Annotated in this window: 18 protein-coding genes; 12 read left to right on the plus strand and 6 right to left on the minus strand. The window is 45.9% G+C overall.

The window, feature by feature from the left end; translation table 11 throughout:
• Positions 1–43: 43 nt before the first annotated feature.
• The 4 genes from dnaE to J3492_RS07885 form a co-directional block, all read right to left on the minus strand.
• A complete protein-coding gene (dnaE, locus tag J3492_RS07870) occupies positions 44–3,712 on the minus strand; it encodes a DNA polymerase III subunit alpha (RefSeq protein ID WP_207991254.1) in 3,669 nt (1,222 codons plus the stop codon).
• Between the two features lie 325 nt (positions 3,713–4,037).
• Positions 4,038–5,285 (minus strand): NAD(P)/FAD-dependent oxidoreductase, encoded by a 1,248-nt coding sequence (locus tag J3492_RS07875; RefSeq protein ID WP_207991255.1) that lies wholly within the window; start codon positions 5,283–5,285, stop codon positions 4,038–4,040.
• Between the two features lie 54 nt (positions 5,286–5,339).
• Positions 5,340–7,292, minus strand: a complete 1,953-nt coding sequence (gene ggt / locus J3492_RS07880) for a gamma-glutamyltransferase (protein ID WP_207991256.1) — start codon at positions 7,290–7,292, stop codon at positions 5,340–5,342.
• Between the two features lie 223 nt (positions 7,293–7,515).
• Positions 7,516–10,134 (minus strand): alpha/beta fold hydrolase, encoded by a 2,619-nt coding sequence (locus J3492_RS07885; protein WP_207991257.1) that lies wholly within the window; start codon positions 10,132–10,134, stop codon positions 7,516–7,518.
• 189 nt (positions 10,135–10,323) lie between these two features.
• Here J3492_RS07885 and J3492_RS07890 point away from each other — a divergent pair, with 189 nt between their 5' ends.
• Together J3492_RS07890 and J3492_RS07895 are read left to right on the plus strand one after the other, a co-directional pair.
• The gene (locus J3492_RS07890; protein WP_207991258.1) at positions 10,324–12,321 is read left to right on the plus strand and encodes a hypothetical protein; all 1,998 of its coding nucleotides are present in this window, start codon (positions 10,324–10,326) and stop codon (positions 12,319–12,321) included.
• A 74-nt stretch (positions 12,322–12,395) separates the two neighbouring features.
• Positions 12,396–14,006 (plus strand): hypothetical protein, encoded by a 1,611-nt coding sequence (locus J3492_RS07895; RefSeq protein ID WP_207991259.1) that lies wholly within the window; start codon positions 12,396–12,398, stop codon positions 14,004–14,006.
• 111 nt (positions 14,007–14,117) lie between these two features.
• On the opposite strand, the gene J3492_RS07900 is transcribed toward J3492_RS07895, so the two are convergent.
• Together J3492_RS07900 and J3492_RS07905 are read right to left on the minus strand one after the other, a co-directional pair.
• Entirely contained in the window at positions 14,118–15,140 is a 1,023-nt protein-coding gene (locus tag J3492_RS07900) for an acyl-CoA dehydrogenase family protein (protein WP_207991260.1), read from the minus strand.
• Positions 15,076–15,375: a hypothetical protein gene (locus J3492_RS07905; RefSeq protein ID WP_207991261.1), complete on the minus strand. Its 300-nt coding sequence runs from the start codon at positions 15,373–15,375 to the stop codon at positions 15,076–15,078. The genes J3492_RS07900 and J3492_RS07905 overlap by 65 nt, the downstream gene beginning before the upstream one ends.
• 667 nt (positions 15,376–16,042) lie before the next feature.
• Between J3492_RS07905 and J3492_RS07910 the strand changes: the two genes are divergently transcribed.
• The 10 genes from J3492_RS07910 to J3492_RS07945 form a co-directional block, all read left to right on the plus strand.
• Positions 16,043–17,179, plus strand: coding sequence for a M14 family metallopeptidase (locus J3492_RS07910; RefSeq protein WP_207991262.1), 1,137 nt, complete (start codon positions 16,043–16,045; stop codon positions 17,177–17,179).
• A gap of 314 nt (positions 17,180–17,493) precedes the next feature.
• Complete coding sequence (fahA, locus tag J3492_RS07915; protein ID WP_207991263.1) at positions 17,494–18,786, plus strand: fumarylacetoacetase; 1,293 nt, start codon at positions 17,494–17,496, stop codon at positions 18,784–18,786.
• A gap of 138 nt (positions 18,787–18,924) precedes the next feature.
• Positions 18,925–19,500 (plus strand): VOC family protein, encoded by a 576-nt coding sequence (locus tag J3492_RS07920; RefSeq protein WP_207991264.1) that lies wholly within the window; start codon positions 18,925–18,927, stop codon positions 19,498–19,500.
• Between the two features lie 169 nt (positions 19,501–19,669).
• A complete protein-coding gene (locus J3492_RS13385) occupies positions 19,670–19,990 on the plus strand; it encodes an FAD-dependent monooxygenase (RefSeq protein WP_279381160.1) in 321 nt (106 codons plus the stop codon).
• A complete protein-coding gene (locus J3492_RS13200; protein WP_279381161.1) occupies positions 19,966–20,784 on the plus strand; it encodes an FAD-dependent monooxygenase in 819 nt (272 codons plus the stop codon). The genes J3492_RS13385 and J3492_RS13200 overlap by 25 nt, the downstream gene beginning before the upstream one ends.
• Positions 20,724–21,323 (plus strand): FAD-dependent oxidoreductase, encoded by a 600-nt coding sequence (locus J3492_RS13205; RefSeq protein ID WP_243453167.1) that lies wholly within the window; start codon positions 20,724–20,726, stop codon positions 21,321–21,323. Before J3492_RS13200 ends, J3492_RS13205 begins: the two co-directional genes overlap by 61 nt.
• Positions 21,324–21,575: 252 nt before the next feature.
• Complete coding sequence (locus tag J3492_RS07930; protein ID WP_207991265.1) at positions 21,576–22,643, plus strand: TRAP transporter substrate-binding protein; 1,068 nt, start codon at positions 21,576–21,578, stop codon at positions 22,641–22,643.
• 99 nt (positions 22,644–22,742) lie between these two features.
• Positions 22,743–23,825: a TRAP transporter substrate-binding protein gene (locus J3492_RS07935; RefSeq protein WP_207991266.1), complete on the plus strand. Its 1,083-nt coding sequence runs from the start codon at positions 22,743–22,745 to the stop codon at positions 23,823–23,825.
• Between the two features lie 18 nt (positions 23,826–23,843).
• A complete protein-coding gene (locus J3492_RS07940; protein ID WP_207991268.1) occupies positions 23,844–24,371 on the plus strand; it encodes a TRAP transporter small permease in 528 nt (175 codons plus the stop codon).
• The coding region (locus J3492_RS07945) for a TRAP transporter large permease (RefSeq protein ID WP_207991270.1) at positions 24,368–25,575 on the plus strand (1,208 nt) is incomplete at its 3' end. The genes J3492_RS07940 and J3492_RS07945, both read left to right, overlap by 4 nt.

Genomic DNA, 25,575 nt, shown 5'->3' on the forward strand with positions numbered 1-25,575 from the left:
TAGTGAGATAAAAAGGTGTGCTTACATAGCTGAAGTAAAGATACTAGCTATAATGAAAATATAAGTCGTCTTCGTCAATGAAGCTCTTTAGCTGCTGTAAGTTATCATCATTTGGATAAACACGCCAATGCTCCGAGAGTGCGACATTGGCAATAGCATAGTCTTCATAGACACTGAGCCCAAGTGGGATACAGTTGTCGTTGATATCAGCGTCTGCATGAGTAAAGGCAGTTTCAGGGCCCGTAGCTTGGTCTAACGCCAATAAGTCGTTGCCTGCTTCATCATATAAGTTACCACCCATTGCTGGGTCATAGCCACTATCTTGTTCATCATTATCTTGATTGTAGGCGAGGCGAGGCGCTGGTATCAAGTGTGCTTGCGCTGACTTGAGCAGCGGCTGTATACGAGTTAACAGATTGATGTCACTACCATGAACCTTGATGCTGATTTTCTTTAGCCAACGTAGACGAGCATCTACCATACTCAAAGCATTGTCAAGGCGAGCAAAAATACGGCCATCACGTTCACGAATACTGCCTTTGATAATCACGACTTCATCTATCTTTAACTGCTCCTTTACGCGGTTGAAGCGCTCAGCATAGCAGCTGACCTCTAGCCTTGATGTGCCATCATCTAAAGTAATGACGTGGCGGTTACCAAAGTTGGCGATATCTATAATAAGACCTGCAAAGTAGCAGCTGCCGTTATAACCAGTATCAGCTAAGCTATCGAGGCGGGCGCCAGAGGTATAACGCTTTAATTCATCTAAGTACTCATTAATCGGGTGACCCGTTAAATACAGACCAAGGGTGTTTTTTTCCGCTTTTAGGCGGTGCTTATCTCCCCAGATCAGCTCTGGCGTCATCTCTAGGGGCGGTGCTGCGACAACGCCATCCATTTCACTAAATAAGTCCATCATACCGATCTCACGGTTTTGACGGTCTTGCTCAGCCGCTTGCACAGCGTTTGGCAGCTGACTCATTAGCGCACCGCGAATCTCGTATGCTTCATCGGCTGGCAGATCGGGTCTTAGGGTGGCGGCAAAGTCATCAAAACACCCTGCACTGACTAATGCCTCTAGCGTGCGCTTATTGACTTTTTTGATATCGACCCGACGACAAAAGTCATAAAGATCAATAAAAGGCCCGTCACGGCGGCGAGCGGATACAATAGACTCAACAGCACCTTCACCCACACCTTTGATGGCACCTAAGCCATAAATGATATTGGTCGGTGTGTCGGAGACAAAGTGCCATTCACTGCGGTTGACAGAAGGGTTGTCTACAGTCAGCCCAAAGTTCTCTCGGCAGTCGTTAATAAAAAACACCACGTTGTCGGTGTTGTTCATATCAGAGGTGAGTACCGCTGCCATAAACTCAGCAGGATAGTACTGTTTGAGATAGGCTGTTTGGTAAGCCAAGACGCCATAAGCGGCTGAGTGTGAGCGGTTAAAACCATAACCAGCAAACTTTTCCATCAAGTCAAAGACGCCGCCTGAGGTCGCTTCATCAATACCTTGCGCTGTGGCACCAGTCACAAAGATATCACGCTGCTTGGCCATCTCTTCAGGTTTCTTTTTACCCATAGCTCGGCGTAGCATGTCAGCACCGCCCAAGCTATAGCCTGCCATAACCTGCGAGATTTGCATCACTTGCTCTTGATAGACAATAACGCCATTGGTGTTTTGCAGAATTGGTTCAAGGTTGGGATGGTCATAGATGACTTCTTCTCGACCATGCTTACGATCGATATACATCTCTACCATACCTGCATCTAGCGGCCCTGGGCGATACAGCGCACACATAGCGATAACGTCTTCGATATTGGTCGGTTGCAACTTGGCCAGATACTTTTTCATCCCCGTACTTTCAAGCTGAAACACAGCCGTGGTCTTGGCTTCTTGTAGCAGCTTATAAGCGTTTTTGTCATCAAGGGGCAAGTCTTCTAATACCAGTGCATCTAGGCCTTCTCTTGCGCGGCGCTCGTTGATGTTTTTGACGGCTGCATTAATCACTGTCAGGTTGCGCAAACCCAAAAAGTCAAACTTTACCAGCCCCACATCTTCGACATCGTCTTTATCGAACTGACTGACTCGGTGACCTTCATCATCGCAGTAAATGGCGCTAAAGTCAGTGATTCTATCTGGTGCTATCAATACCCCACCAGCATGTTTACCGACGTTTCGACACACGCCTTCTAATTTGATGGCCATCTCCCAAATCTCGATGGCATCTTCATAATCCATATTATCAGGGTTGGAGATTAGATCTTTGAGCTGGGGCTCTTGCTCCAGTGCCTCACTAAGGGTGATGCCTGGCGTTTTTGGAATCAGCTTGGATAGGTTATTGGCTAAAAAATAAGACTTGCTTTGTACTCGAGCCACATCTCGCACCACAGCCTTTGCTGCCATCGTACCAAAGGTAATGATCTGTGAGACGGCTTCTCGACCATAAGTTTGCGCCACATAATCAATCACTCGATCTCGACCCTCAATACAAAAGTCAATATCAAAGTCAGGCATGGAGACACGTTCTGGGTTTAAGAAACGCTCAAACAGCAGGTCATAGTGAATGGGGTCAAGGTCAGTGATGTTGAGCGCATAAGCGACCAAGGAGCCAGCACCGGAGCCACGACCTGGTCCGACAGGTACGCCATTGGCTTTAGCCCAGCGAATAAAGTCCATAACGATCAAGAAGTAACCGGGGAAGCCCATAGATAAAATGACTTCAAGCTCGTACTCTAAACGTTCGTCATATTGCTTACGAAAGTCGAGCCAGTCAGTATCACGCTCCTCTATAGGAAACAGCTTGTCCAATCGATTTTCTAAACCACGCTGTGACTCTGCTCTAAAGAAGGACTCAATAGTTTCACCCTCAGGTACTGGGAACTCGGGTAAGACATTGATGCCTAGTGTCAAGGTCACATTACAGCGTGTGGCGAGATGCAAGGTGTTGTCAACCACTTGCGGAATATCAGCAAACAGCTGCGTCATTTGCGCTTGCGTCTTTAGGTATTGCTCATCAGAATACAAACGCGGCCGATTTGGGTCAGCAAGTACATAAGATCCTGCGATACAAACCCGAGCTTCATGCGCATCAAAGTCCTCTTGCTCTAAAAAGCGCACGTCGTTATGCGCTACGATAGGAATATTGTGCTTAGCTCCAGCATGGATAGCCGTTTTGATAAAAGCGTCTTCACCAGTGCGGTTGGTGCGCTTAATAGCGAAGTAGAGCCGATCGTTAAACTGCGTTTGCCACTCATTGATGAGCTCATCCGCCTTTTCGGGCATAGAGCTGACAAGAGCCTGACCGACGTCTGATTTTTCTGTAAATAGAACAATCACGCCAGCAGCATGTTCAAGAATATGATGGCGCTTAACGATAGGCACGCCATGATTATCAGGGTCAATACGCCCTTCAGTGTAACCAAATGAAACAATACGAGTGATGTTTTGATAGCCCTCATTGTCCATCGCCAACAAAATCAAGCGTGAGTCTTCATTATCCATGATGACCTCGCTACCGATGATGGGCTTGATACCTGCGCCAAGGCAGGCCTTGTAAAACTTCACTGTGGCATACAGGTTGGATAAGTCAGTCAGTGCCAGTGCACGCTGATTGTCTGCTGCTGCCGCCTTAATAAGCGGTTTAATGCGTACGATAGAATCAGTAATCGAATATTCGCTGTGGATACCAAGGTGTACAAATGCCATAGAGGACTCTTACTGATAGGCTCAAAGAGGGGTGGGTGACTAAGAAGATAAATCTATTTTTATCAATATTTTAAGTTGTTTTTTTAAATAAATAGTGAATAAATAAGACATCGATAGCCATATTTACTCACTTTTGATTTAGCGGCTAATAATAGCATTATTTGGCACAGACAACCACTGATTCAACCAATAGGTGTCATAGAATATGAAGTCAAAGTGAATTTAAAATAAGCAAAAAACGCTTTGATATTGTTTGAATATCAAAGCGTTTTTGAGTCCAGCGCCTTGTCACTGCCACGCCTTCTTTATAAGAGCTTTAAGCCGGCTATGTAAAGCGAGAGAGCTGATAAGGCCTGGGGTCGATAGTATGACTTTCATCAAAATAGTATTCAGCAATCATCTGTGCACTCACCACAGCTTGCGTTAAGCCCAAATGCTGATGGCCAAAGTTTAAAAACACACGCTCAGTCTTATCTATAACAGGGAGAGAATCTGAGGTGGATGGCCGAAAGCCCATCCATGGCACCTTGTCGTTGGAATTTAAGGGAGTCTTTAACATAGGCTGTGCGTGCTGTAAGAGCACATGCGCTCGCTGCATGTTAGGCGGCGCTTCGAGCCCAGCATACTCTACCGTACCTGCTAGGCGCAGGCCTTCTTGCATTGGGGTCATGACAAAACGCCGATCTAGACTGGTGACAGGCGTCTGTAAACGTGCGCTTTCGTGAGGCAGCATCAAGTGATAACCTCGCTCAGTATCCAAAGGAACGCGGATACCTGTGAGTTGCTTTACCAGTGGTTTTGAGTGGGCACCTGCTGCGAGCATGACCTTAGAGGCAGTAATGTCACCTTGATTGGTTGTTAAGTAAATGCCATCTATATTCGTATGCGCCTCAAGGACACGACAATGCTCAACAATCTCACCGCCAAGGCCTCTAAAAGTGCGGCTAAGCTGATTGATCACTGCTGTTAAATTGGTGATATGTCCTGTATTGGGGAAAAATAGCGCCCCTAATTGATTGTCTTTTAAAGCAGGCTCATGTGCTAAAAGCGCCTCTTGATTCAGCAGCTCAGTGGTGACACCGACATCATTAAAGCGCTGTCCTTGTGCTTTGAGAAGGTCAACGCTACTGGCCTTTTCAGCAGTTAATAGCGAGCCTTTTACCTTTATCCAATCATCTAACTGCCATTGATTGGCAAAGTTTAGCCACGCTTGTAGACAGTGATTATTTAAATTCAGCAGGGCTTTATGGATGTGCTCAAATGGCTCGGGGCGCATGTTCATCAATAGCTGAATGGCCCATGGCATCAGGCGAGGTAGGTAGCGCCAGTCTATACGTAGCGGTCCTGTCGGATTCAGTAACATCGCTGGTATGTGGCGCAGCATGCTGGCATCAGCTATCGGAAACACATGCTCTGGGGCGATATGTCCAGCATTGCCAAATGACGCACCTTGTCCGACTTCATTTGCATCGAGCAGCGCTACTTTTACTCCTCGTGCTTGTAAGGTCACTGCAGTCGTAAGGCCAATAATACCGCCGCCAATAATATGTAAGTCAAAATTTGAAGTAATCATAAAGACTCTCGATAGTGCTCATGTGCTCAGTTCAGGCTGTTAAAGCAATATGGTCTAATACCCAACCACAGCCGCATCGACGATACGTGGGTCAGAAGATCCGTAAACACCATTTGGCGTTATCATAATCGATTGCGTTGAGCCCATTGTCGCTTTTGGGCTGACCGTGTGTCCCATGGATTCAAGTTTTTTGACCGTATCGATATTCAACGCCTTTTCTGTACGAATCTCATCAGGTAGCCACTGGTCATGGATACGAGGCGCATGCGTGGCCTCGGCGATATTCATATCATGATCGATGACGTTGGAGATGATTTGGGTCACGGTAGTGATGATGCGGCTACCGCCGGGGCTGCCAGTCACGATATAAGGCTTACTGTCTTTAAATACTAAGGTTGGGCTCATCGAGGACAGCGGCCGCTTACCCGCTTCTACGCTATTTGCCTCACCGCCAGTTAAGCCGTAAGCATTGGCAGTGCCAGGCTTGGCAGAAAAGTCGTCCATCTCGTTGTTTAGTAAAATACCCGTGCCGTCTGCAACCAGACCCGTGCCGTAAGAGAAGTTAAGCGTATAGGTATTGGCGATTGCATTGCCGTCTTTATCCACGACAGAAAAATGCGTGGTTTGGTCGCTCTCGTAAGGCAGGGGGTTGTTGGCTTTAATCGAACTCGCTGGCGTGGCTTTGTTTGGATAAATCAAGGTGCGCAGCTGATCGGCATAGGCTTGAGAAGTAAGGCCGCTCGCTGGCACGTCAACAAAGTCTGAGTCGCCCAAATACTCTGCACGGTCAGCATACGCCAGTTGCATTGCCTCCGCCATCAAGTGAATGGTTTGCGCACTGTTGTGACCATAATCTTTTAGTGGATAGCCTTCTAAAATGTTTAAAATCTGCACGATGTGAATACCACCAGAGGAGGGCGGCGGCATAGAGACGATCTCATAGCCACGGTAGTCGCCTGTAACAGGCTTACGAGCGATGGCTTCATAAGTGGCCAAATCTTGCAAGTTCATGCTGCCTCCAGCCTCATTGACCGCCTTGACAATGTTACGAGCGGTCTCGCCTTTATAAAATCCATCGGCGCCTTGAGCGGCAATGAGTTTTAGCGAGCGTGCAAGCTCTGGTTGCTTTAAGATTTCTCCTGGCTGATAAACACTACCGTCAGGCTTAAAAAACACCTTTTTGGTACTTGGCCATTTTTGTAAACGATCACTCAGTGCGCTGAGCGACTCAGATAAGCCAGCAGTGACCTCTATACCGTTTTCAGCCAGTGCAATAGCGGGTGCCATCACTTGTCCACGGCTCATGGTGCCATGATCTTCTAACGCTTTGAGCAGCCCTGCGACAGTCCCTGGTACACCAACAGCCAAACCATGGAAACGAGACAAGCTACTTACCGCATTGCCGTCCTTATCAAGATACATATCACGAAAGGCGCTGCTTGGGGCTTTTTCACGATAATCGAGCGCCACTGTCTCGCCTTGCTCGGCATCATAAATTATCATAAAGCCGCCACCGCCGATGTTGCCCGCCCGCGGCAGTGTCACGGCTAAGGCAAAGCCCACCGCAACGCCAGCATCGACGGCATTACCACCGTCTTTTAGAATCTGTAAGCCAATATCAGAGGCCAGTGCTTCTTGAGAGGCGACCATGCCGTTTTTGGCCCAGACGGGGTGATGAATGGCGTCCGCTGAGTAAATGGCTTGATCGGTTTTTGCAACGCTACTCATGCTAGGGCTAAGCGCACTATTTGGTGCTGCAAGGGTCACACGCCGGTTTTCAGTCAAAACCGTAGGCGATTCCGTCATGATAGCGAGATTAATCGCATCCAGATTCAGTGAGCTGTTATTTATAGTGTGGTTTTTGAGCGAATTGTTGGTATTTGACTCAAGCGCAGTAGCTGAGGTGGATAACAATAGCATACCGCTAAAAGCTAAAGCTGCGATTTTAGCAGCTCTACGATTGAGATAGGTCGTATTATGCTGAGAATAAAAATATGGATATGGCATCGCAAATTCCTTTTTACGAGTATAAAAAGTTAAAGTCAGACAATGTCTAAATAGTAACGAAAATATCAAGTGGTAGATAGGGCTATCTAAACTTTTGTTTTTGGTTGTCGCCAGTACCTCATTTAAAGGGTCAATAGCCGCTAACTTCCTTATTGTTTGTCACAGTCGTATGTTCAAGACGTGCTATTTTAGATTGTGATGGCCATGAGGCGAAGACGGTTATTTACTCCCTAGGCTTTATCGCAAGCGACACTGTAAAGATGCCAAAGCGATCAATGCGCATCTCTAGCTTTTTAAAGCCGGCTTGGGTGACCAGTTGATCCATTTCCGCTTGTGAGCGACACCGCATGACCCAGCTGCTGCCACGATGGTTATTCAGGGTTTTACTGATAAACTCTTGCTCAGGATGCCAGGGCTGATTGGTATAAATAAAATATCCGCCAATAGCCAAGCTATCAAATATCCCAGTTAAGGCGGTACTCACTAAGGTGTTGTCTGAAAACAGCTCAAAGACACCTGAGGCAATGGCCATATCAAAGCTGTTTTTTGCATCACTATAGCTATGGATATCAAAAGCATCTCTTTTTACAGCGACAATGCGCTCATCAAAACCAAACCTGTGCGCCTTGTCCGCAATGACTTGCACATTATGCGTATCATAATCTCTTAGCTCAGCAGTCAACTGCTCGTATTTTTCGAGTAAATCGAACACATAATAGCCATTGCCACTGGCGATATCGAGGGCCCGTATAGAGGACTGGTTGGGCTGGGCTGCAGTCAGCTGTGTATCGATGGCCATACTTGCCAGCTCTAATAAATGTTTGCGACGAATGCGAATGCCTTGCCAACCGATATTGCTCAGATAAAACTTATCAACGGCTTTGCCAAAGGTATTTTTGCCTTGAGGTGTATTGGCATAGACTTTATCTAAAGAGCTGCCTGAATCAAATCCGTGCTCAAGGCCGGTGGCTATGGCATCACTGACGTGACCGAATTTTTGCATGGCAAAGCGGGTTAGCGCAAAACTTGGATTAAAAGGCTTGATCGCTAGGCGATCGACCTTGTCTTTGCTGGCACTATCTAAATGGGCATGGGTTAGATCTGGCTTTGTAGTCGGCTTGGCAAATAAGTGTTCGGCAAAATCAATGCAATCTGCAAAGATATCTGCTTTATTGGTTTCATGAAAAATAGCGTGAAAGCTGTCTGGATACAGCTGCCAACGTTTATGCGGCGAGCTTAGCCGCTCATAAAAGGTACGCTCAGCTTGTTTGTCTACGACATAGTCTTTACCGGCACACAGTATAAAGGTAGGTGTGGTAATCGCACCGGCATCATCGAGCAGCCTTTGGCCTGTGGCATGGGTGTCGATCAGCAAATCACTGGAGATTGATCCTGATATTAATGGGTCGGCATTGTAGGCAGCCTGCGCTTCTTTGTCATGAGTGAGTACTTGAGATTTGACATAGCTTGAGACACGTGACATAAGCCCAAGCTTACGGGCAACTTTTAAGGCGGGTATCGCTAAGGGGATATATAAGCGAATGCTAAGAGCTGGCGTGCCCAGTATCATGCCACGAATGGCTGGAGCATAGTCGTGTACCCACGCTGCTGCTAATACGGCACCGATGCTGCTGGCGACGATTAAGGTATCTTCAATCGTGATACCAGTCTTTGTGATGACTAAATTCACGAAATCATTGAGATCACGCTCAAGCTCGGTGACACTCTCGGCATGGTCTTTGATACCGCCTGAACGGCCATTACCACGCGCATCCCAAGCAAATACTTGATAGCCTGCCTGTACAAAGCGCTCAGCCAGCTCAGTTAAGCGGCCTGAATGCTCATGACCTCGGTGTAATAAGATCACTTGTCGTCGCTCATGAGGCTCGGCACGATGAGCAATATCTGCTAATGGCATGGTTAACCAGTATCGATAATAAATAGCGGTGCCATCATAGGCATTAAAGCAGCTTTGTCCAGCGATGATAGGCGAGATGTCAGATGATTGCATGTGGTCATATCCTTGTAAGCAGTACGGCTGCAAAGCATATTGCGTATTGTTTTTATAAGTGAGGGGGGTATAAACGAAGTTTCGATAAACAGTGCGGGTTTTAGGCGTCGGGACAGGATGGTACTTTTGAAAATAATGACTGCCTATAAAAGTTAGGCGGTTAATCGCAGTTTTTAATAGTAGCACCTCACTAAACCATAATAATGGGCGGATAGCGTGCAGGCCGTGGCTATGCATGTGGCGCTGCGTGAAACCAGAGCCTATCAAGGCACCGACAATACCCAACGCTAGTGCTCGATCGCTTTTGCCGAGCGGCCCATGGTTGGCACGGTGTCCGGTTACAATGTTTGCGCCAATAGCGATCAGTTCGGTCAGTGTGCTAAGCGCAATAATAATACCCAAATGATGGCGCTGATGGTTTTGTAGAGATAGATGCGGCGTCAAGCTGCCGATCAGCAGGCCGTCCGAGATGATGTCACCAGCTTCGTTGAGTACAGCTCCTAGACTTGAAGCCTGATGATGCTCACGTGCCATCATGCCATCTATCGCATTTAAGGCCATACGTATAAATAAAGACACTGGCAATATCCACCATACTTGCCGGCCTTTGATTTGCAATGGCTCTGCGGACATTGTGCCTTTTGAGCGGTGGTCAATCACCTGCTCGCTAGTGTCTGGTGACGCCACCGCTGCAATGACATAAGCCGTCCCAGCGCTTAAGCAGATAGCGCTGACAGTGACCTGATTGGCCGTCATGCCCATCTCTACTAACCGGTCGCTTATCGGGCGTAGTTTGTTTTGAAATTGAGTCTTTAGTTGGTAGACAGACATAAGAATAACTTGGCCCAGGCGATAGTTTTAAAAGTGATATACAAAATGACGTAAAGCCATACCCTTTATTTAAACAGAATTTGAATTAAATGCTACTTATTCCTCACTCATTTGTAGTCTTTTGTGTTATAAATAAAAGCACTAAGAATTTGTTTACAAATGTCTGTCTGTTTAAATAATGGGGTTTTTATGTCGTCACACCATACCAGTCACTGCCAACGAAAGTATGAGCAACAAGAACACAGCTCGCAAACGCACGATGCTCATTGCACAGGTGATGACGTGTCTGTAAATACTGTAAAACTTCAGCGCAAATGGTCATCTGTGGCAGGCGGGGCGTTACTGCTTGGTAGCGCATCTATGCTGCTTATAGGTTGCCAATCTCATCCAAGCGTAGCACCTGCTACTGATGTGTCAGGTGCCTTGATTGACTTTGATCAGGCAAATACAGCAAAAACTCAAGCGCAAGGTCGAGCATTTAATGCACATTTAGCAGCGCAGTCACAGCATTATGAGCAGCTGTTTGATCAAGGCCAATACCCCAGTATTGAAAATCAAGCCAAGACGAGATTGCTGACCGCTATTCGTCAACATTTAGCGACAGAGCACGTGGCAGTAGCGCAGGCCAATTATCAAGCGGTGCCTTTTATTCATCCAGACAGTATTGATGCTGGCTCTAGCAGCTTATTGAGAACGATAATAGAAACTTATGCTTATCAAAAAACCATCTCAGATGACTATGATAGAGAGTACGATAGGGAATACGACCCGAACGATGACAGCTATGATGAATACGACGAATATGATTCAGATGGATTCAATCAGGAAGGCTACGATAGGGAGGGTTTCGACTGGTACGGCTATGATGAAGAGGGTTATGACTATGATGGTTATGATGAGTATGGTTATGATCGTGATGGCAATAGCCTAGAAGATGACTATCGCTCAGAGGTGGGCAGTGGAGTGTTTTCAAAAATACCAGATGTCAAACCAAAAAACCTGCTGAAAAACTATGAAGCCATGCAACTGGCTAAGCAAAAAGGCGAGATTAGCAGTGCAGAGAATAAAATTCCACCGTCTTCTGCCTCAGGCATAGCAGGTCAACTGCTTAGCATGATTCATCGTACGCCAGAGCAGATAGCCGCATCGAATGCTTACCACTATCAGAACCTGACCTTCAACAGTGTCAGTCGATATAAGCCTCAGCAGCGGCAGCTACAGAGCGTCTATAGCTACGACTATGTCACACCGACGATATCTTCTTCGGTACAAATACCATTGGCATTTGACTTTGCAAACAGTAGCCTCACTGTCGACCCCTCGGTAATCATGCCTATTGTAGCGCTTGCTAACCCTGAGCATACCCCACTACCCACGGAAATGACCGCCCACACGGTAGATTTTGGTTTGCCTGAGAGTATTACCTCGCAGCTGCCTTCAGCAGTGATCTATGATGCTATGATTGCCGCCATTCAAGACAGTATGGCAGAGCTTGCACCCGAACACTTTAGCGCAGTTGATATTCAAGGAGACTCGTTTGCAAGCGAAGTGGGCGCTACTCGAGCGGTAAAGGTGTATTTTGGTAGTCAGCAAAGCGGTGAAATGATCGGTAAAGTCCTAAAGTACATGACAACGTCGCTACAGGATTATGTCGATGCCAATCCAAAAAAGTATCCAAATGGCGCTATGCTAAAGACTGCGCTGGCTAAGCTACAGTTATATAATAAAGGCTATCAAAGTGCTGATGTAGGGGCGCTGTTACAGCTTATTGAAGCCATTGGCCCCATCAATTTTAACCAAACCAATGACTACTATCTAGACAGCTCAGACCGCCTGCTGGCTAAACAGCAGCGCATCAACATCGGCGGTGATTTGATGGGCTCTACCACAACCGTGCTTAATCAAGTCCGCTACGATGCCGCCAGCTTTAATAAGCATGGTTTGACGCCGTTACTAGCAGAGTCGTTTGGCGCGCATGCAGCGCCCGCCATCGATGGCAATGCTTGGCTTGCGACCCAGCGTGCGCAAAAAGAAAGGCTTAGAGCAGCACGCTATGCCCGTTATGACTACGATTATAATGACGAGTATAACGATGACAGCTATACCAACGATTACGACACACAATATGATATTACCGATGCTGAGGATGATCTTGAGTATGACGTCGCTGAAGAAAATAAGTTTTGATGTCTAAGCAGTAACGCCGACATCAATTAACGCTATTTGGTCACATTCAAGACAATGATTTTTAAGGAATAAATATGAAAAAATGCTCTCACTCTGTAACGTCACCTTGGCATTCTACGATTACAAAAAAGAAGGCTCTATGGGTTGGTAGCGCTTTGTCTGGTGCTTTATTAGTCACTGGCTGCCAGTCTACCAGTCTGGCTCAAAGTAAGGCGACAAACCAGACACCAGCGGCTGCAAAGACAGCATTGGCAAACGCATTACAAAAACAGCGCCGTCAGTCATTCAGCTACCACAGCAATATAGAAATCAATAATGAGCAGCAGTTTATTGATGTTGACCACAAACAATTGGTCACGTCAGAGTATGTCGGAGATCACTGCAAAGACACTCACGACAAAGCGTATGCTGCATTGTTAGCACGAGCTGAAGCACAGAATAAAAGCCTCGATGGCGCTGATTTTGCGCCCCAGCGTAGTGCTATTAAAAATACTTATTTAAACTGTCATGAGTCCTATCAAGCATGGAGAGACGGTCAGTATGATAGTCGAAGTAAAGACAACGTAGAAACTAATGCCATCTCACCCTATTATCAGCAGCTTTTTGACAGCTATGGTGACAGACCTACATCAACAGACATCAAAAAAGCTCAGTTATTGGATGCGTATTTATTACAACCCATGTCTATTAATGCACAAGGGGTCTATCAGCCTATGGCAGGTAAGGCGACTATGCTTGCCAGCGTCCAATACCAAGCCCGCAATCACCGAAGCAGTATCAATCAGCCCATCTATATAGATTTTAAAAAAGGTCTTATTTACTTTTGGGCAGATAATTTTGCAATGCTAAGCTCAGAGTTATTAGACGATAAACTGGGTATAAAATGGCGGAATAAGTGGTTGAAAATTGCCCTTGATGACGGCACGTTGCCTAAAGGCTTTGGCCGTCAAATCATCAAAACTCATTTTGAGACACTAGATCATATTTTTGCGAGTGCACCTGTAGAACAGTTTGACTATGTTGCTCCTAATACGCTGACATCACTTACCCCCAGGATACCTAAGCATCAGCTTCCAGTCATGCTGGCAAGTGAACAAGTGATTCGCCGTAGTCAAAGCGCTGAAGATTATGAACAGTTTTATCGAGATTACATGCAGCTCTTTTATGAGCGTATCAGCAAGCAGTATCCTGAACTGGTAACAAGCGCTGAACTAAAAAAGCAAGCAGACCATATCACTGACGCTAAAAAAACTGGCTTTACCAGTAAAGCCATGGTGCAACAAGCACTGGTCATGATGAAAAACATGATAGATAAAGGTAGTACACCGACAGACCTTCTCCCAAAAAGCGCTTTAAGTGACTCAGTCATACAAGAGCTGTATGGTTTTGATAAACGGGGTCAGCTCAAGTGGCAGCATACACGTAGTAACCTGCCAAATCGAGCGATGTCGTCTCACAGTCAGCGAGATGCAGGTTTGGTGATTGATGTATTGCAGCAGTACACTACAATCGGTGCACAAGAAGTGGCGTTTCCTAATCTAGCGCATGATATGCAGGTTCCAAATGCTAGTAATAGTATTGATCTGCGTGAGTATGGACAGGAGCTGGTTGAGTATTACCAAGAGGGCAACGGCACGATGATGGGGAAGATGATGTTTAGTGTCATGCCGACTATGAAACAATAATTAGCAAAGTGCATTGACTATTAAACCGCCCCCATAAGTTTCTAATTTATGGGGGCGGTTTAAAGTCAAGCATGGGCTTTTTTGTTGGATGCTATGTTTATTAAAAATACATTACGTTCTAAACATTGCTCCTGTTGGCTTTAATCCGACATAGGCCATACCTGCTTGATTCATCCAGTGAGGCTGAATGATGCCGTGTTGCAAGATAGCATGGATATCTCTATGTACTCGCTCTATTCTATGTTTTTTATATAATGATACCGTGCCAGCAACCGCATAGATTTCGGATATCATGCTTCTCGCTTCTTTTGCTGCTTCACAGGAGGCTGCCCATACATCAGCAAGCTGCTCATCGGTAAAGGTATTGCCTTGTTGTGCATCGTTCCATAAAGCTTCGACACTATGGTGTAATTGCAAACGTTTCGCAGCTAATAGGGTTTTACTTTTTGCGACTGCAGCTTGTACTGTTGCGCGATCACGTAAGTCAGGACTTTTGCTTGAAGTTACTCTTTCAAGGCATATGGCAACTAATTCATCTATCGCTGCTTTTAAAACACCTAATGCCAAGGCTGCACAACCTGCGGCATTGATACAACCAATTGGTAGGCGATTATAGGCATTATCAATGGTTACAGGGCTATCAAAACCGACAGCATAATCTTTTTTCACAAAGGCTTCTTTTACTACGATGTCATGACTTCCTGTGCCGCTTAGACCGCCGACATGCCAAGTATCGATAATTTCGACCTCTGCTTTTGGAATAAAAAATAGCTTTAGGTTTGCTCCTGGGCCTAAAGTTGTTGGAGAGCCATCTGAGACTACCAGACAACGAAGCACAAACCAGTCTGCTAACTCACATCCAGAAACTAAGGTCCATCGACCAGAGACGATATAGCCGTCAGCTACTGTTTTAGCCACGCCTTCAGGGCGAGCTGAGTTAGCATAAACGTGAGATGGGTTACCGTAAACCGCTTTCATGCTAGGCTCGCTCAAAAACCTGCCGAACGTGCAAGCTAAGTGATTATTCCATGTAACCCAACCAACCGATGCCTCTGCACTAGCCAGTATCTCATAAGCTTTTAGCGCTTCTACAGGGTTGTCTTCTAGCCCTCCTAAAGATTTTGGTAACCCCATTAGCCAGTATCTCATAAGCTTTTAGCGCTTCTACAGGGTTGTCTTCTAGCCCTCCTAAAGATTTTGGTAACCCCATTCTAAATAGTTTAGACTCTACAAGCTTCTCAACGATTGGTAGCGCAATTTTTCTAGCAGACTCAGTTTCTTCTCTGTTTGATACGGCCAATTGATAAATCTCATGGGCTGCATCAGATGGCCAAAAGCTGTTGGTACTTACTATTGTTGTGGCGCTCATACTTATCTACCTTAATTTGCATTTGAATAACCATACATTGATTTGTATCAACTGCCATTTTGCTTTTGTATGTTAATCAATATTGATGAGTGAGTGATTAAAAGCTATGGTGAAAACTAAATAAATGTTCGTATCTTTTATTATGTATTTGTAAAAATATTGTATTGTTGATGTTATGTTTTTACAATATTGTTTCTAGTTCATATAGATAGAAGGTCGGTATAGATACATAGATGGTCAATATATCTGGTTTTTAGAATTTTTATAGATTTTTAGCTTGTGTATAGAAGGCCGAGTCACGGGGGTGAAAGGTTTTTCTTATAGACTTTATAATTGCACAAAAAAACTTTTGTCCAATATTGTAGTGATTTTTTCGAAGCTTGTTTTCTTATATAGTCAGCTGAATGTAAAACTGTTATGGGTTTAAACGCGCTACTGGTATAAATTTTACTTGCGTGCTGCGTTCCCAGAGGCTGCGCAAAATTCATCCCAGTAGCGCTATGACATTTTTAGAGTGTATCGACTATATAGATAAAATCAATGGACCTTATCTTAACTAAAGTTTATACGATTGCTTTTTGCGCTACTCTAAATAGAGGCAGCCTGTTAGACTCTCATCGTGCAAAATAATTTAAAACACAATCACAAAGTAGAGTAAGGAAAGGTTATGCATATCACTGCTAATTTTGATGCCGGCAATATTGACGTTATCAGTTTAGAAGACAAAAAAGACATTCAATTAGCGATTCGTCCAGATGTTGGTGAAGCGTTTTTTCAATGGTTTAATTTTCGTCTATCAGGTCAGGTTGGCGAGCAGTATATTCTCAATGTTGTTAATGCAGGGGAGGCGTCCTACGTTAAAGGGTGGGAGGGTTACCAAGCGGTTGCTTCCTATGATCGGGAAAACTGGTTTCGTCTGCCAACCACCTATCAAGATGGAAAACTAACCATAGTGGCAGAGCTAGAATGTGAAAGCATACAAATTGCGTATTTTGCCCCTTACAGCTATGAGCGACATCAAGATCTATTAGCCGCCGTACAAGTACATCCTTTAGTAACGTTAGAGCATTTAGGTGAAACGCTTGATAAACGAGATTTGACTGTAGTAAAGGTCGGTGATGGTGAGAGTAGTGATACAAATAAGCGTAATATTTGGATTATTGCCCGTCAGCATCCAGGTGAGACGATGGCTGAGTGGTTGATTGAGGGACTGCTGTATGGCTTATTAGATCATGATAACGCTACAGCTAAGCGTCTACTAGAAAAAGCAAATCTATATATCGTGCCCAATATGAACCCTGATGGTAGTGTGCGCGGACATCTGCGTACCAACGCTGTCGGTAGCAATCTAAACCGTGAATGGAAAAACCCAAGCTTAGAAAAAAGCCCCGAAGTATTTCATGTGATCAATAAAATGGAAGAAACAGGAGTTGATCTATTTTATGATGTCCATGGCGATGAAGCGCTGCCTTATGTGTTTCTTGCCGGCTCTCAGGGCACGCCAAGTTATAATGACCGCCTTGCACGTCTACGAGATAAGTTTTCCGAGGCCTTAGTGTTGGCCAGTGCTGATTTTCAGACTGAGTTTGGCTATGACATAGATGCTCCAGGCGAGGCAAATATGACCGTGGCAACCAATTGGGTCGCCGAGCGTTTTGATTGCCTTGCCAATACTTTGGAGATGCCATTCAAAGACAATGCTAATTTAATTGATAAAGATAAAGGATGGTCACCCGAGCGTTCTATTCAGTTAGGAGAAGCGTCGTTGGTGGCTATGCTGGCGGTCATTGATGATTTACGTTAATTAATAGACAGCGCATCCTACTAAAGGAGTTACTGGATTAATCTGGTAACTCTTTTTTTTTGGCTCTAAGTGTCTTTAACAAAACTACTTATTAATACTAAGTGTGGGTCATACAAGATGTCGATATAGTTTAGGAGTAGGTTACGCTTGCAAGAGTGATACTTTTCGACGATGTAAATACTCTCTCTGTCGATAAAACATAAAAATCACTTGCAATATGCACCAATGTAAATTACATTATAGTAAACCTATTATCTTATACGTAATAAATATCGTTAACCATTTATAACCTAACTGCCTGCAAGGAGCTATTCATGTCAATGATTGACAAAAACCTCACCTCATTTATCGATATCGCTAGTGATTCTGACTTTTCCATCCACAACCTACCTTACGGCATCTTTAGCGACACTGCCAAAGGTGAGCGCCGTGCCGGAGTAGCGATTGGCGAACAAGTATTGGACCTATCTGTCCTAGAAGCCAAAGGACTGTTGAGCCTAAAAGGCGGGCCTTACTTTAATCAACCCACCTTAAATGCCTTTATCGAATCAGGTCGAGACAACTGGACCCAAGCTCGCCAAACCATCCAAACCTTACTCTCTGCCGATAATGAGACATTGCGTGACAACCAAGAGCTACAAAGCCAAGCGTTATTTAAGCAAGCGGATGTCACCATGCACCTGCCGGTTCATGTTCCTGGTTATACCGATTTTTACTCGTCTAAAGAGCACGCCACCAACGTCGGTACTATGTTCCGTGATCCCAATAACGCTTTGTTGCCTAACTGGACTGAGATGCCTGTTGGGTACAATGGTCGTGCCAGCACTGTCTTTGTCAGTGGTGAAGCAGACATCGTACGTCCATCTGGTCAGCTCAAGCCGAATGATAGTGAGCGTCCCATCTTCTCCCCCTGTAAGCGTCTCGACTTTGAGTTAGAGATGGCATTTATCGTTGGTAAACCTAACCAGATCGGTGAGCCCATCGCCATTGAAAATGCTTGGGATCACATCTTTGGTATGGTGCTATTTAACGACTGGTCAGCCCGTGACATTCAGAAGTGGGAATACGTGCCACTAGGCCCATTTAACGCCAAAACCTTCGCCTCTGAGATCTCACCATGGATCGTCACTATGGACGCACTAGCGCCTTTCAAAACCGAGCTGCCCACCCAAGACCCACAGCCTTTGGCCTATCTACAAGAAACAAAGTCTGACAGCAGCTACGACATTAATCTATCCGTTGCCATCCTCCCTGAAGGTGCCGACACCGCCACCACCGTTGGCGAAACCAACTTCAAATACATGTACTGGTCCATGGCCCAGCAGCTCACGCACCACACCATCACAGGCTGTAAAGTAGAAGTCGGCGACATGATGGGCTCAGGCACCATCTCAGGACCGACACCAGACTCCTATGGCTCCATGTTAGAGATTGCTTGGAACGCCACTAAGCCTGTAGAGCTTAAAGGCGGCGGTACCCGTACCTTTATCGAAGATGGTGATACCGTCATTATGAAAGGCTACAGCGAAAAAGATGGCATACGTGTCGGCTTTGGTGAAGTGCGCGGTAAGGTTTTGCCTGCGTTAGATTTTAATTTTGACGCATAGACTTTTATACAAACTAGGCGTAAGACCATTGGCGACTATAGTAGTAACGATAGCTTCGTGAGTTAGGCCAGATAGCTGTCCGTTGTTATAACTTTAGGATTAACCCAAGGTTTTACGCCCTATCAAAAGGATATTGATATGAGCTTTAAAATAGAAAAAATCCACCATGTAGCATATCGCTGCAAAGATGCCAAAGAAACCGTTGAGTGGTACAAGAAGCATCTGAACATGGACTTTATCTTAGCCTTTGCCGAAGATCATGTGCCCTCAACCAAAGCTTTTGATCCTTACATGCACATCTTTTTAGATGCTGGTAATGGTAACGTGTTGGCGTTTTTTGAAGTGCCCAATCAGCCTGAGATGGGCTTTGACCCCAATACCCCAGATTGGGTACAACACCTAGCGCTAAAAGTAAAAGACCGTGAGGCTTTGCTTGCGGCAAAAGAGCAGTTGGAGTCGGCTGGGATTGATATTGTCGGTGTCACCAATCACGGTATCTTCCATTCTATTTATTTCTTTGATCCTAATGGTCATCGTCTAGAGCTGACCTATGATGACATCGCTTCAGAAGAAAAAGTCTCTATGATTACTGAAGAGATGAAGTACGACATGCTAGAGGAGTGGTCCCGTACTAAGAGAGCGCCCGCTCATACGCAGTTTTTGCATGCCGATGAGCTTGCTGAGGCAAAGAAGCAAGTGCCGGTGGGTGAGTAAATATCGGTAATTAACCGTATTTGATTAACGGTCCCTAAATAACAGCCTATAAATAACTGTCCCTAAATGTATAGCCAAACAATCATGGATGAACAAATGGCTGAAGTTCAATGAGTCAAGTTAGCAGTCTATCGGAGACTACTGCACGCGTTTAAAAAGGATTTTAAACATGCATATCCCAACGCAATCGCCCAGACAGTCATTGTATTTTGACTATCAAGTCTATCCTTATTATCACAGTCAACAAGATACTCAATCTGATGAGCAGACTGTTACCCTAGTGGGTGGCGGTCTGATAGGTATGACTACGGCAATTATGTTGGCCAAGTATGGCGTAAAAGTCATATTAATCACCGATGAGCAGCAGCTAGCTGAGGGCAGTCGTGCGCTGGTCTATACCAAGCGTAGTCTGGAAATACTCAATGCAGCAGGCGTGGCTGATACAGTGATGCAAAAGGCACTGCCTTGGACACATGGCAAAACTATCTAGAAAGCTATCTGTTAGAGCAAATTGAACAGCATGACGATATTGAGGTCAGGTGGGGCAATAAGGTCGTCGATCTTGACGATCATAAAGATCACGTCACCTTGAGTATACAAACGCCAGAGGGCGAATATCAGCATACTTCAAATTGGGTGGTTGCCGCCGATGGTGGCCGCTCTTTTATTCGCTCGCATTTGAATCTAAAAATGGAAGGTGACAGTTACGAAGGTAGGTTTGTTATTGCCGATATTCGTATCAAGCTTGATTACCCCACTGAGCGGTTGGCGTTTTTTTCACCAGATTGGAATCCAAACAATACCATATTGATGCATCGTGAGCCTGATGATATCTGGCGCTTTGACTATCAGCTCGATCCTACTGTAACGCCTGAAGAAGCATTAAAACCTGAAAATCTCAAAAAAGCGGTCGCCGATCAACTCAAAATGATTGGTAAAGATCACTTAGAGTGGCAGCTTGATTGGAGCACGGTATATTCAGCGCGCGCGTTGACTCTCCCTGATTTTGTGCATAACCGCATCATATTTGTCGGCGACGCTGCTCATTTGTTACCGATATTTGGTGTGCGTGGTGCCAATACAGGCTTTCAAGATGCTTTCGATCTCAGCTGGAAGCTGTCATTAATGGCTGGGGTAATCAAGACCTGCTACAAAGCTATAGTACCGATAGGGTGCAAGCCGCCAAAGAAATCTGTACCGAAGCGGGAAAGTCAACGCGCTTTATGTCGCCGCCTAGCCATGGCTATCAGGTTTTGCGCGATGCGGTATTGTCACTATCACTAGAGCATGACTTTGTCCGTCCTCTATATCATTGGCGCACTTCTAGACCTCACGCTTATCATTCATCGCCGCTAAACAGTCAAAATGATGACAATGCTTCCATGAATACTATAACGGCTAATGGTGAGCTGTTTCCAAACTTAAAGACCTCTAACGGTACATATCTATACGATGAACTTAACGGCGGGTTTTCTGTGTTGGTTTTTACTAATGACGCTATCAGTTGCGACTTACAGCAAGAGGTTAAAGCTTTAACAGATCAAAACATTCCCATTAAAGTCATTGCTCTTTCAACTACCGAATGCTCTATTCAAGGTGCCGATGTGACGTATCAGGTCGATAAGCAAGTGCGGGCCGAAAGGTATTTTACACAAGAGGGCAGCGTTTACTTTGTGCGCCCAGATCACCATATTGCTGGTCGCTGGTTAAACTACGATGACCATGTAGCACGGGCAGCCCATGCAATTACGAAAACCTTGGCGCCGTTTTTACAACGACAGCAGACGGTTAAAGCCAATAAACAAGGAAGTCAATGTGAGTAGTATCGAGATCATGAAGGACATATAGCCATTGAAGATTTAGAGGAGGTTTATGACGCTCTAGCAAATGCAATTGATTCAGCGCCTGAACATAAACGAGAATTGTTTTTGGTAAAGCTGGCGTTATTAAATGCCAATGCCTTAAATGACAAAGAAGACTTTATTGCAATGATCCATCAAGCATCAGTGTTTGAGGATTAATACGACATCCGCTTTAGCACTACTAAAACTTAATCACTGAGAAAGGATTCTATAATGAAGACCAAACTATCTACCTCAATAGCACTAGCCACCACACTGACTCTATCTGGCTTGGCCTTATCTGCATGTTCTAATAATGAGCAAGCAGCATCAACTGATGGTGGCACAGATGAAGTGACCACGCTTCGGTTTTCGCACTTTATGACGGCTAATGACAACATCAATACCGAAGGGTTTGAGCCTTGGGCTAGAAAGATCGAAGAAGAATCAAATGGCCGTATTAAGGTTGAGATTTATCCTTCTGCGACCTTAAGCAAACCAGGTGCCACTTATGATGCTGCTGCCAAAGGAACGGTGGATATCGGTATGCAAGTACAAGGCTACACAGCTGGGCGCTTCCCTTTAACCCAAGTAGTTGAGCTGCCGGGTATATCCAATACAGCAGAGCAGCAAACTTGTATCTTGTACGAGCTGTATAACAGTGGTGCCATCTCCAGCGAATATGAAGACACCCATCTACTCTCCTTAATGGGTTCAGGGCAGGGCGCGCTACATACTGTTGATAAACCGATTCGTACACCAGCAGATATGAAGGGTTTGCGTATTCGCCAGCCATCAGTGGTTGCCAGTCATGTTATCGATACGATTGGTGCAGCGCCTGTAGGGATGCCTGCCAGCGATACCTATACCTCATTGCAGCGCGGCGTCATTGATGGACTCGCTTTTACTTGGCAGCCGATTCAAGCATTCCGTCTTGATGAATTGCTCAACCATCATACCAACATTCCTTTTTATAACTCGACCTTCGTAGTGACCATGAATAAGGATAAATACAACAGCCTGCCTGATGATCTGAAAAAAGTCATTGATGACAATTCAGGTCTCGTGATGTCCAATCGTATCGCTAAGATATTTGATGACAGTAATGACGCCGCAATGGCCGCCGCTCGAGAAAAAGGCGATACCATGATCGATATCCCAGACCCACTCAATGATCCTGATTGGAAAGGTCCATTACTAGAGGGTACTCAAAGATATCTTGATGAGTTAGCAGAGCTTGGTTTGGACGGCGAAGCCGTATATGAGCAAGCAAAAGCCGCTGCCGTTGGCTGTAAAGTTTAACTGACTAATAGGAGGCGGATAGTTGTCAATAAATGGTTGTTACCTAATCACTATAGGTATCTAACCATTCAAACTTAACCATCAAGAAAGGATTCTATGATGAAAATTAAGCTTTGTAAGACTAGGCTTGTGACCAGAGTCACTTTAGCTACTGCGATTGCTCTGTCTGGCGTTGCCTTATCAGGTTGTTCTAACAACGAGCAATCCGCTTCTGCCAATGGCTCGTCGGATGAGGTTACCATTCTTAGGTTCTCACACTTCCTGAATGCCACTGACAATATCAATACTGCAGGGTTTGAGCCTTGGGCAAAAAAAATCGAAGAGGACTCAAATGGTCGTTTGAAAGTTGAAATCTATCCGTCATCCACTCTTAGTGAGGCGGGCGCTACCTATGACGCCTCTGCTAAAGGCACTATTGATATCGGCATGCAGGTGCAAGGCTATACCGCTGGACGTTTTCCATTGACGCAAGTGGTAGAGTTGCCTGGTATATCTAATACTGGACAGCAGCAGACCTGCATACTATATAAGCTTTATGACGATGGCATCATCTCTGATGAATATGCAGATGTCCATTTGCTGTCTTTGATGGGTACTGGGCAGGGTGCTTTGCATACTGTTGATACCCCCATCCGTACGCCAGCAGATATGAAAGGCATGCGTATTCGTCAGCCCTCGGTGGTTGCCAGCCATGTTATCGATGCTCTAGATGCCGCTCCTATTGGCATGCCGATTGGCGATGTTTATACCTCATTGCAACGCGGCGTCATTGATGGTATGGCCGTTACTTGGCAACCTATTCAAGCGTTTCGTCTCGATGAGTTACTCAACACTCATACCAACATTCCTTTTTATAACTCAACCCTTGTCGTGTCCATGAATAAGGACAAATATAACAGTTTACCTGACGACCTAAAAAAGGTCATTGATGACAACTCAGGGGTAGAGATGTCTACTGAAATCGCTAAGATATTTGATGATAGTAATGCTGAAGTCATGGCTGCCGCACGTGCCAAAGGCGATACGATGATTGATATCCCAGATCCGTTGAACGATCCTAATTGGAGAGAGCCTCTACTGGATGGCACTCAAAGATATCTCAACGAAGTAGCAGAAAAAGGTCTGGATGGTGAAGCGGTTTATGAGCAAGTAAAAGCCGCCAGCGCCACCTGTAAAGTTTAACCTACAAGGCATACTCTTATGATATTTTTAACCAAACTCAGCACCCTCATCTCCAGGCTGTGTCAGTTTATCGGCGGCATCAGCCTAGTGATCATCGTCCTCGTCACCATCCTTGACGTCGGCGCCCGCTACATCTTCAAACTCACCGGCGGCGACATGGGCTTCACCGTCAAAGGCAGCGTCGAGATCGTCTCCTACTTCATGCTCTTCGCCCTACTGGCCGCCTTTGCCGCCTATGTCGAGCGCTCACAAATCATCGTCGACGTCTTCACCCAAAAGATGCCCAAAGCCATCAAAGGCTACATGATGGGCATCTTCATGATGGGCTTCTTCTTTATCGGCCTCGTCTTCACCTGGGGGTTATACGAAAGCGCCCTAGACGCCATCGAATTTGGCAAAGTCACCCAAGACCTCAGACTCTCCATGATGCCCATCTACCTGATCAGCGCAGCACTCAGCCTACTACTGGCCATCCGCTCACTCATCGAATCCATCAACATCTTTAGAACAGGCGAATTCTTTGACGCCGAGGAGGCAGGCGCATGAGCCCAGAAATAATCGGAGCCATCGGCTTACTCATCATGATCATACTGGTCGTCGTCAGAGTCCCCGTCGCCCTCGCCATGCTCGGCGTCGGCCTCGTCGGCTTTGGCGCCGTCACCAGCTCAGACGGGGCCCTACAAATGCTCAAAGACCTCCCAGTCGACGTCTTAGCCAAGTATGACTTCAGCGCCATCCCACTATTCATTTTAATGGGCGTCTTTGCCACCCACTCAGGCATGGCCGCCAAACTCTTTGACGCCACCCGCACCATCTTTGGCGGCGTCAGAGGCAGTCTTGGCATCGCCGGCATCGGATCCTCAGGCATCTTCGCCTCCATCTCAGGCTCCTCCCTTGCCACCGCCTCCACCATGACCCGTGTCGCCTTACCGCAAATGGAGAAATACGGCTACAAACCCGGCTTTGCCTGCGGCATCCTCGCCGCTGGTGGTACCCTTGGCATCATGATCCCGCCCAGCATCGCCTTACTGGTCTACGCCATCCTCACCGAACAATCAGTCGGTGACATGTTTATCGCCGGCTTTCTGCCTGGCATCCTTGGCATGGTCATGTACTCCTTGACCGTCATGATCATGGTACGCTGGAAACCGCACCTCGCCCCGCGCGGCGAGAAGACCCCCTGGAAAGACAAACTGCTGTCCCTAACCGGACTCATCCCCTTTGGCTTTATCTTTGTTCTGATCATTGCCGGTATCTTCTTTGGCCTGTTTACCCCAACCGAAGGGGCCGCTGTCGGTGCCTTTGCCTCTTGGGCGTATGCTGCTGCCAAAGGCATGCGTATGAGAGGACTGAAACAGTCACTGATTGAGACCCTAGCTCTGTCTGCTGTGGTGTTCTTTATGCTACTGGGTGCTGAAGCTTTAGGCTACTTTATCTCAGTCTCCAGACTGTCTTATTCGTTAGCCACTTGGATTGGTGGTTTGGCCGTCAGTCCGATGATCGTTCTGCTGGCCATCTTGCTGATGTACTTCCTGCTTGGTCTGTTTATGGATGCGCTCGCCATGTTGGTGATTACCATTCCAGTGGTGTTCCCCATCATTCTAGCCTTGGGCTTTGATCCGATCTGGTTTGGTATCATTGCGGTACTTACGGTAGAGCTGGGTCTGATCACGCCGCCGATGGGGATGAATATCTTTGTGATTAAGGCGGTGGCACCGCATATTAAGCTGTCGGAGATGTTTAGGGGGGT

This window comes from Psychrobacter coccoides, from assembly GCF_017498085.1.
GTDB classification, from domain to species: domain Bacteria; phylum Pseudomonadota; class Gammaproteobacteria; order Pseudomonadales; family Moraxellaceae; genus Psychrobacter; species Psychrobacter coccoides.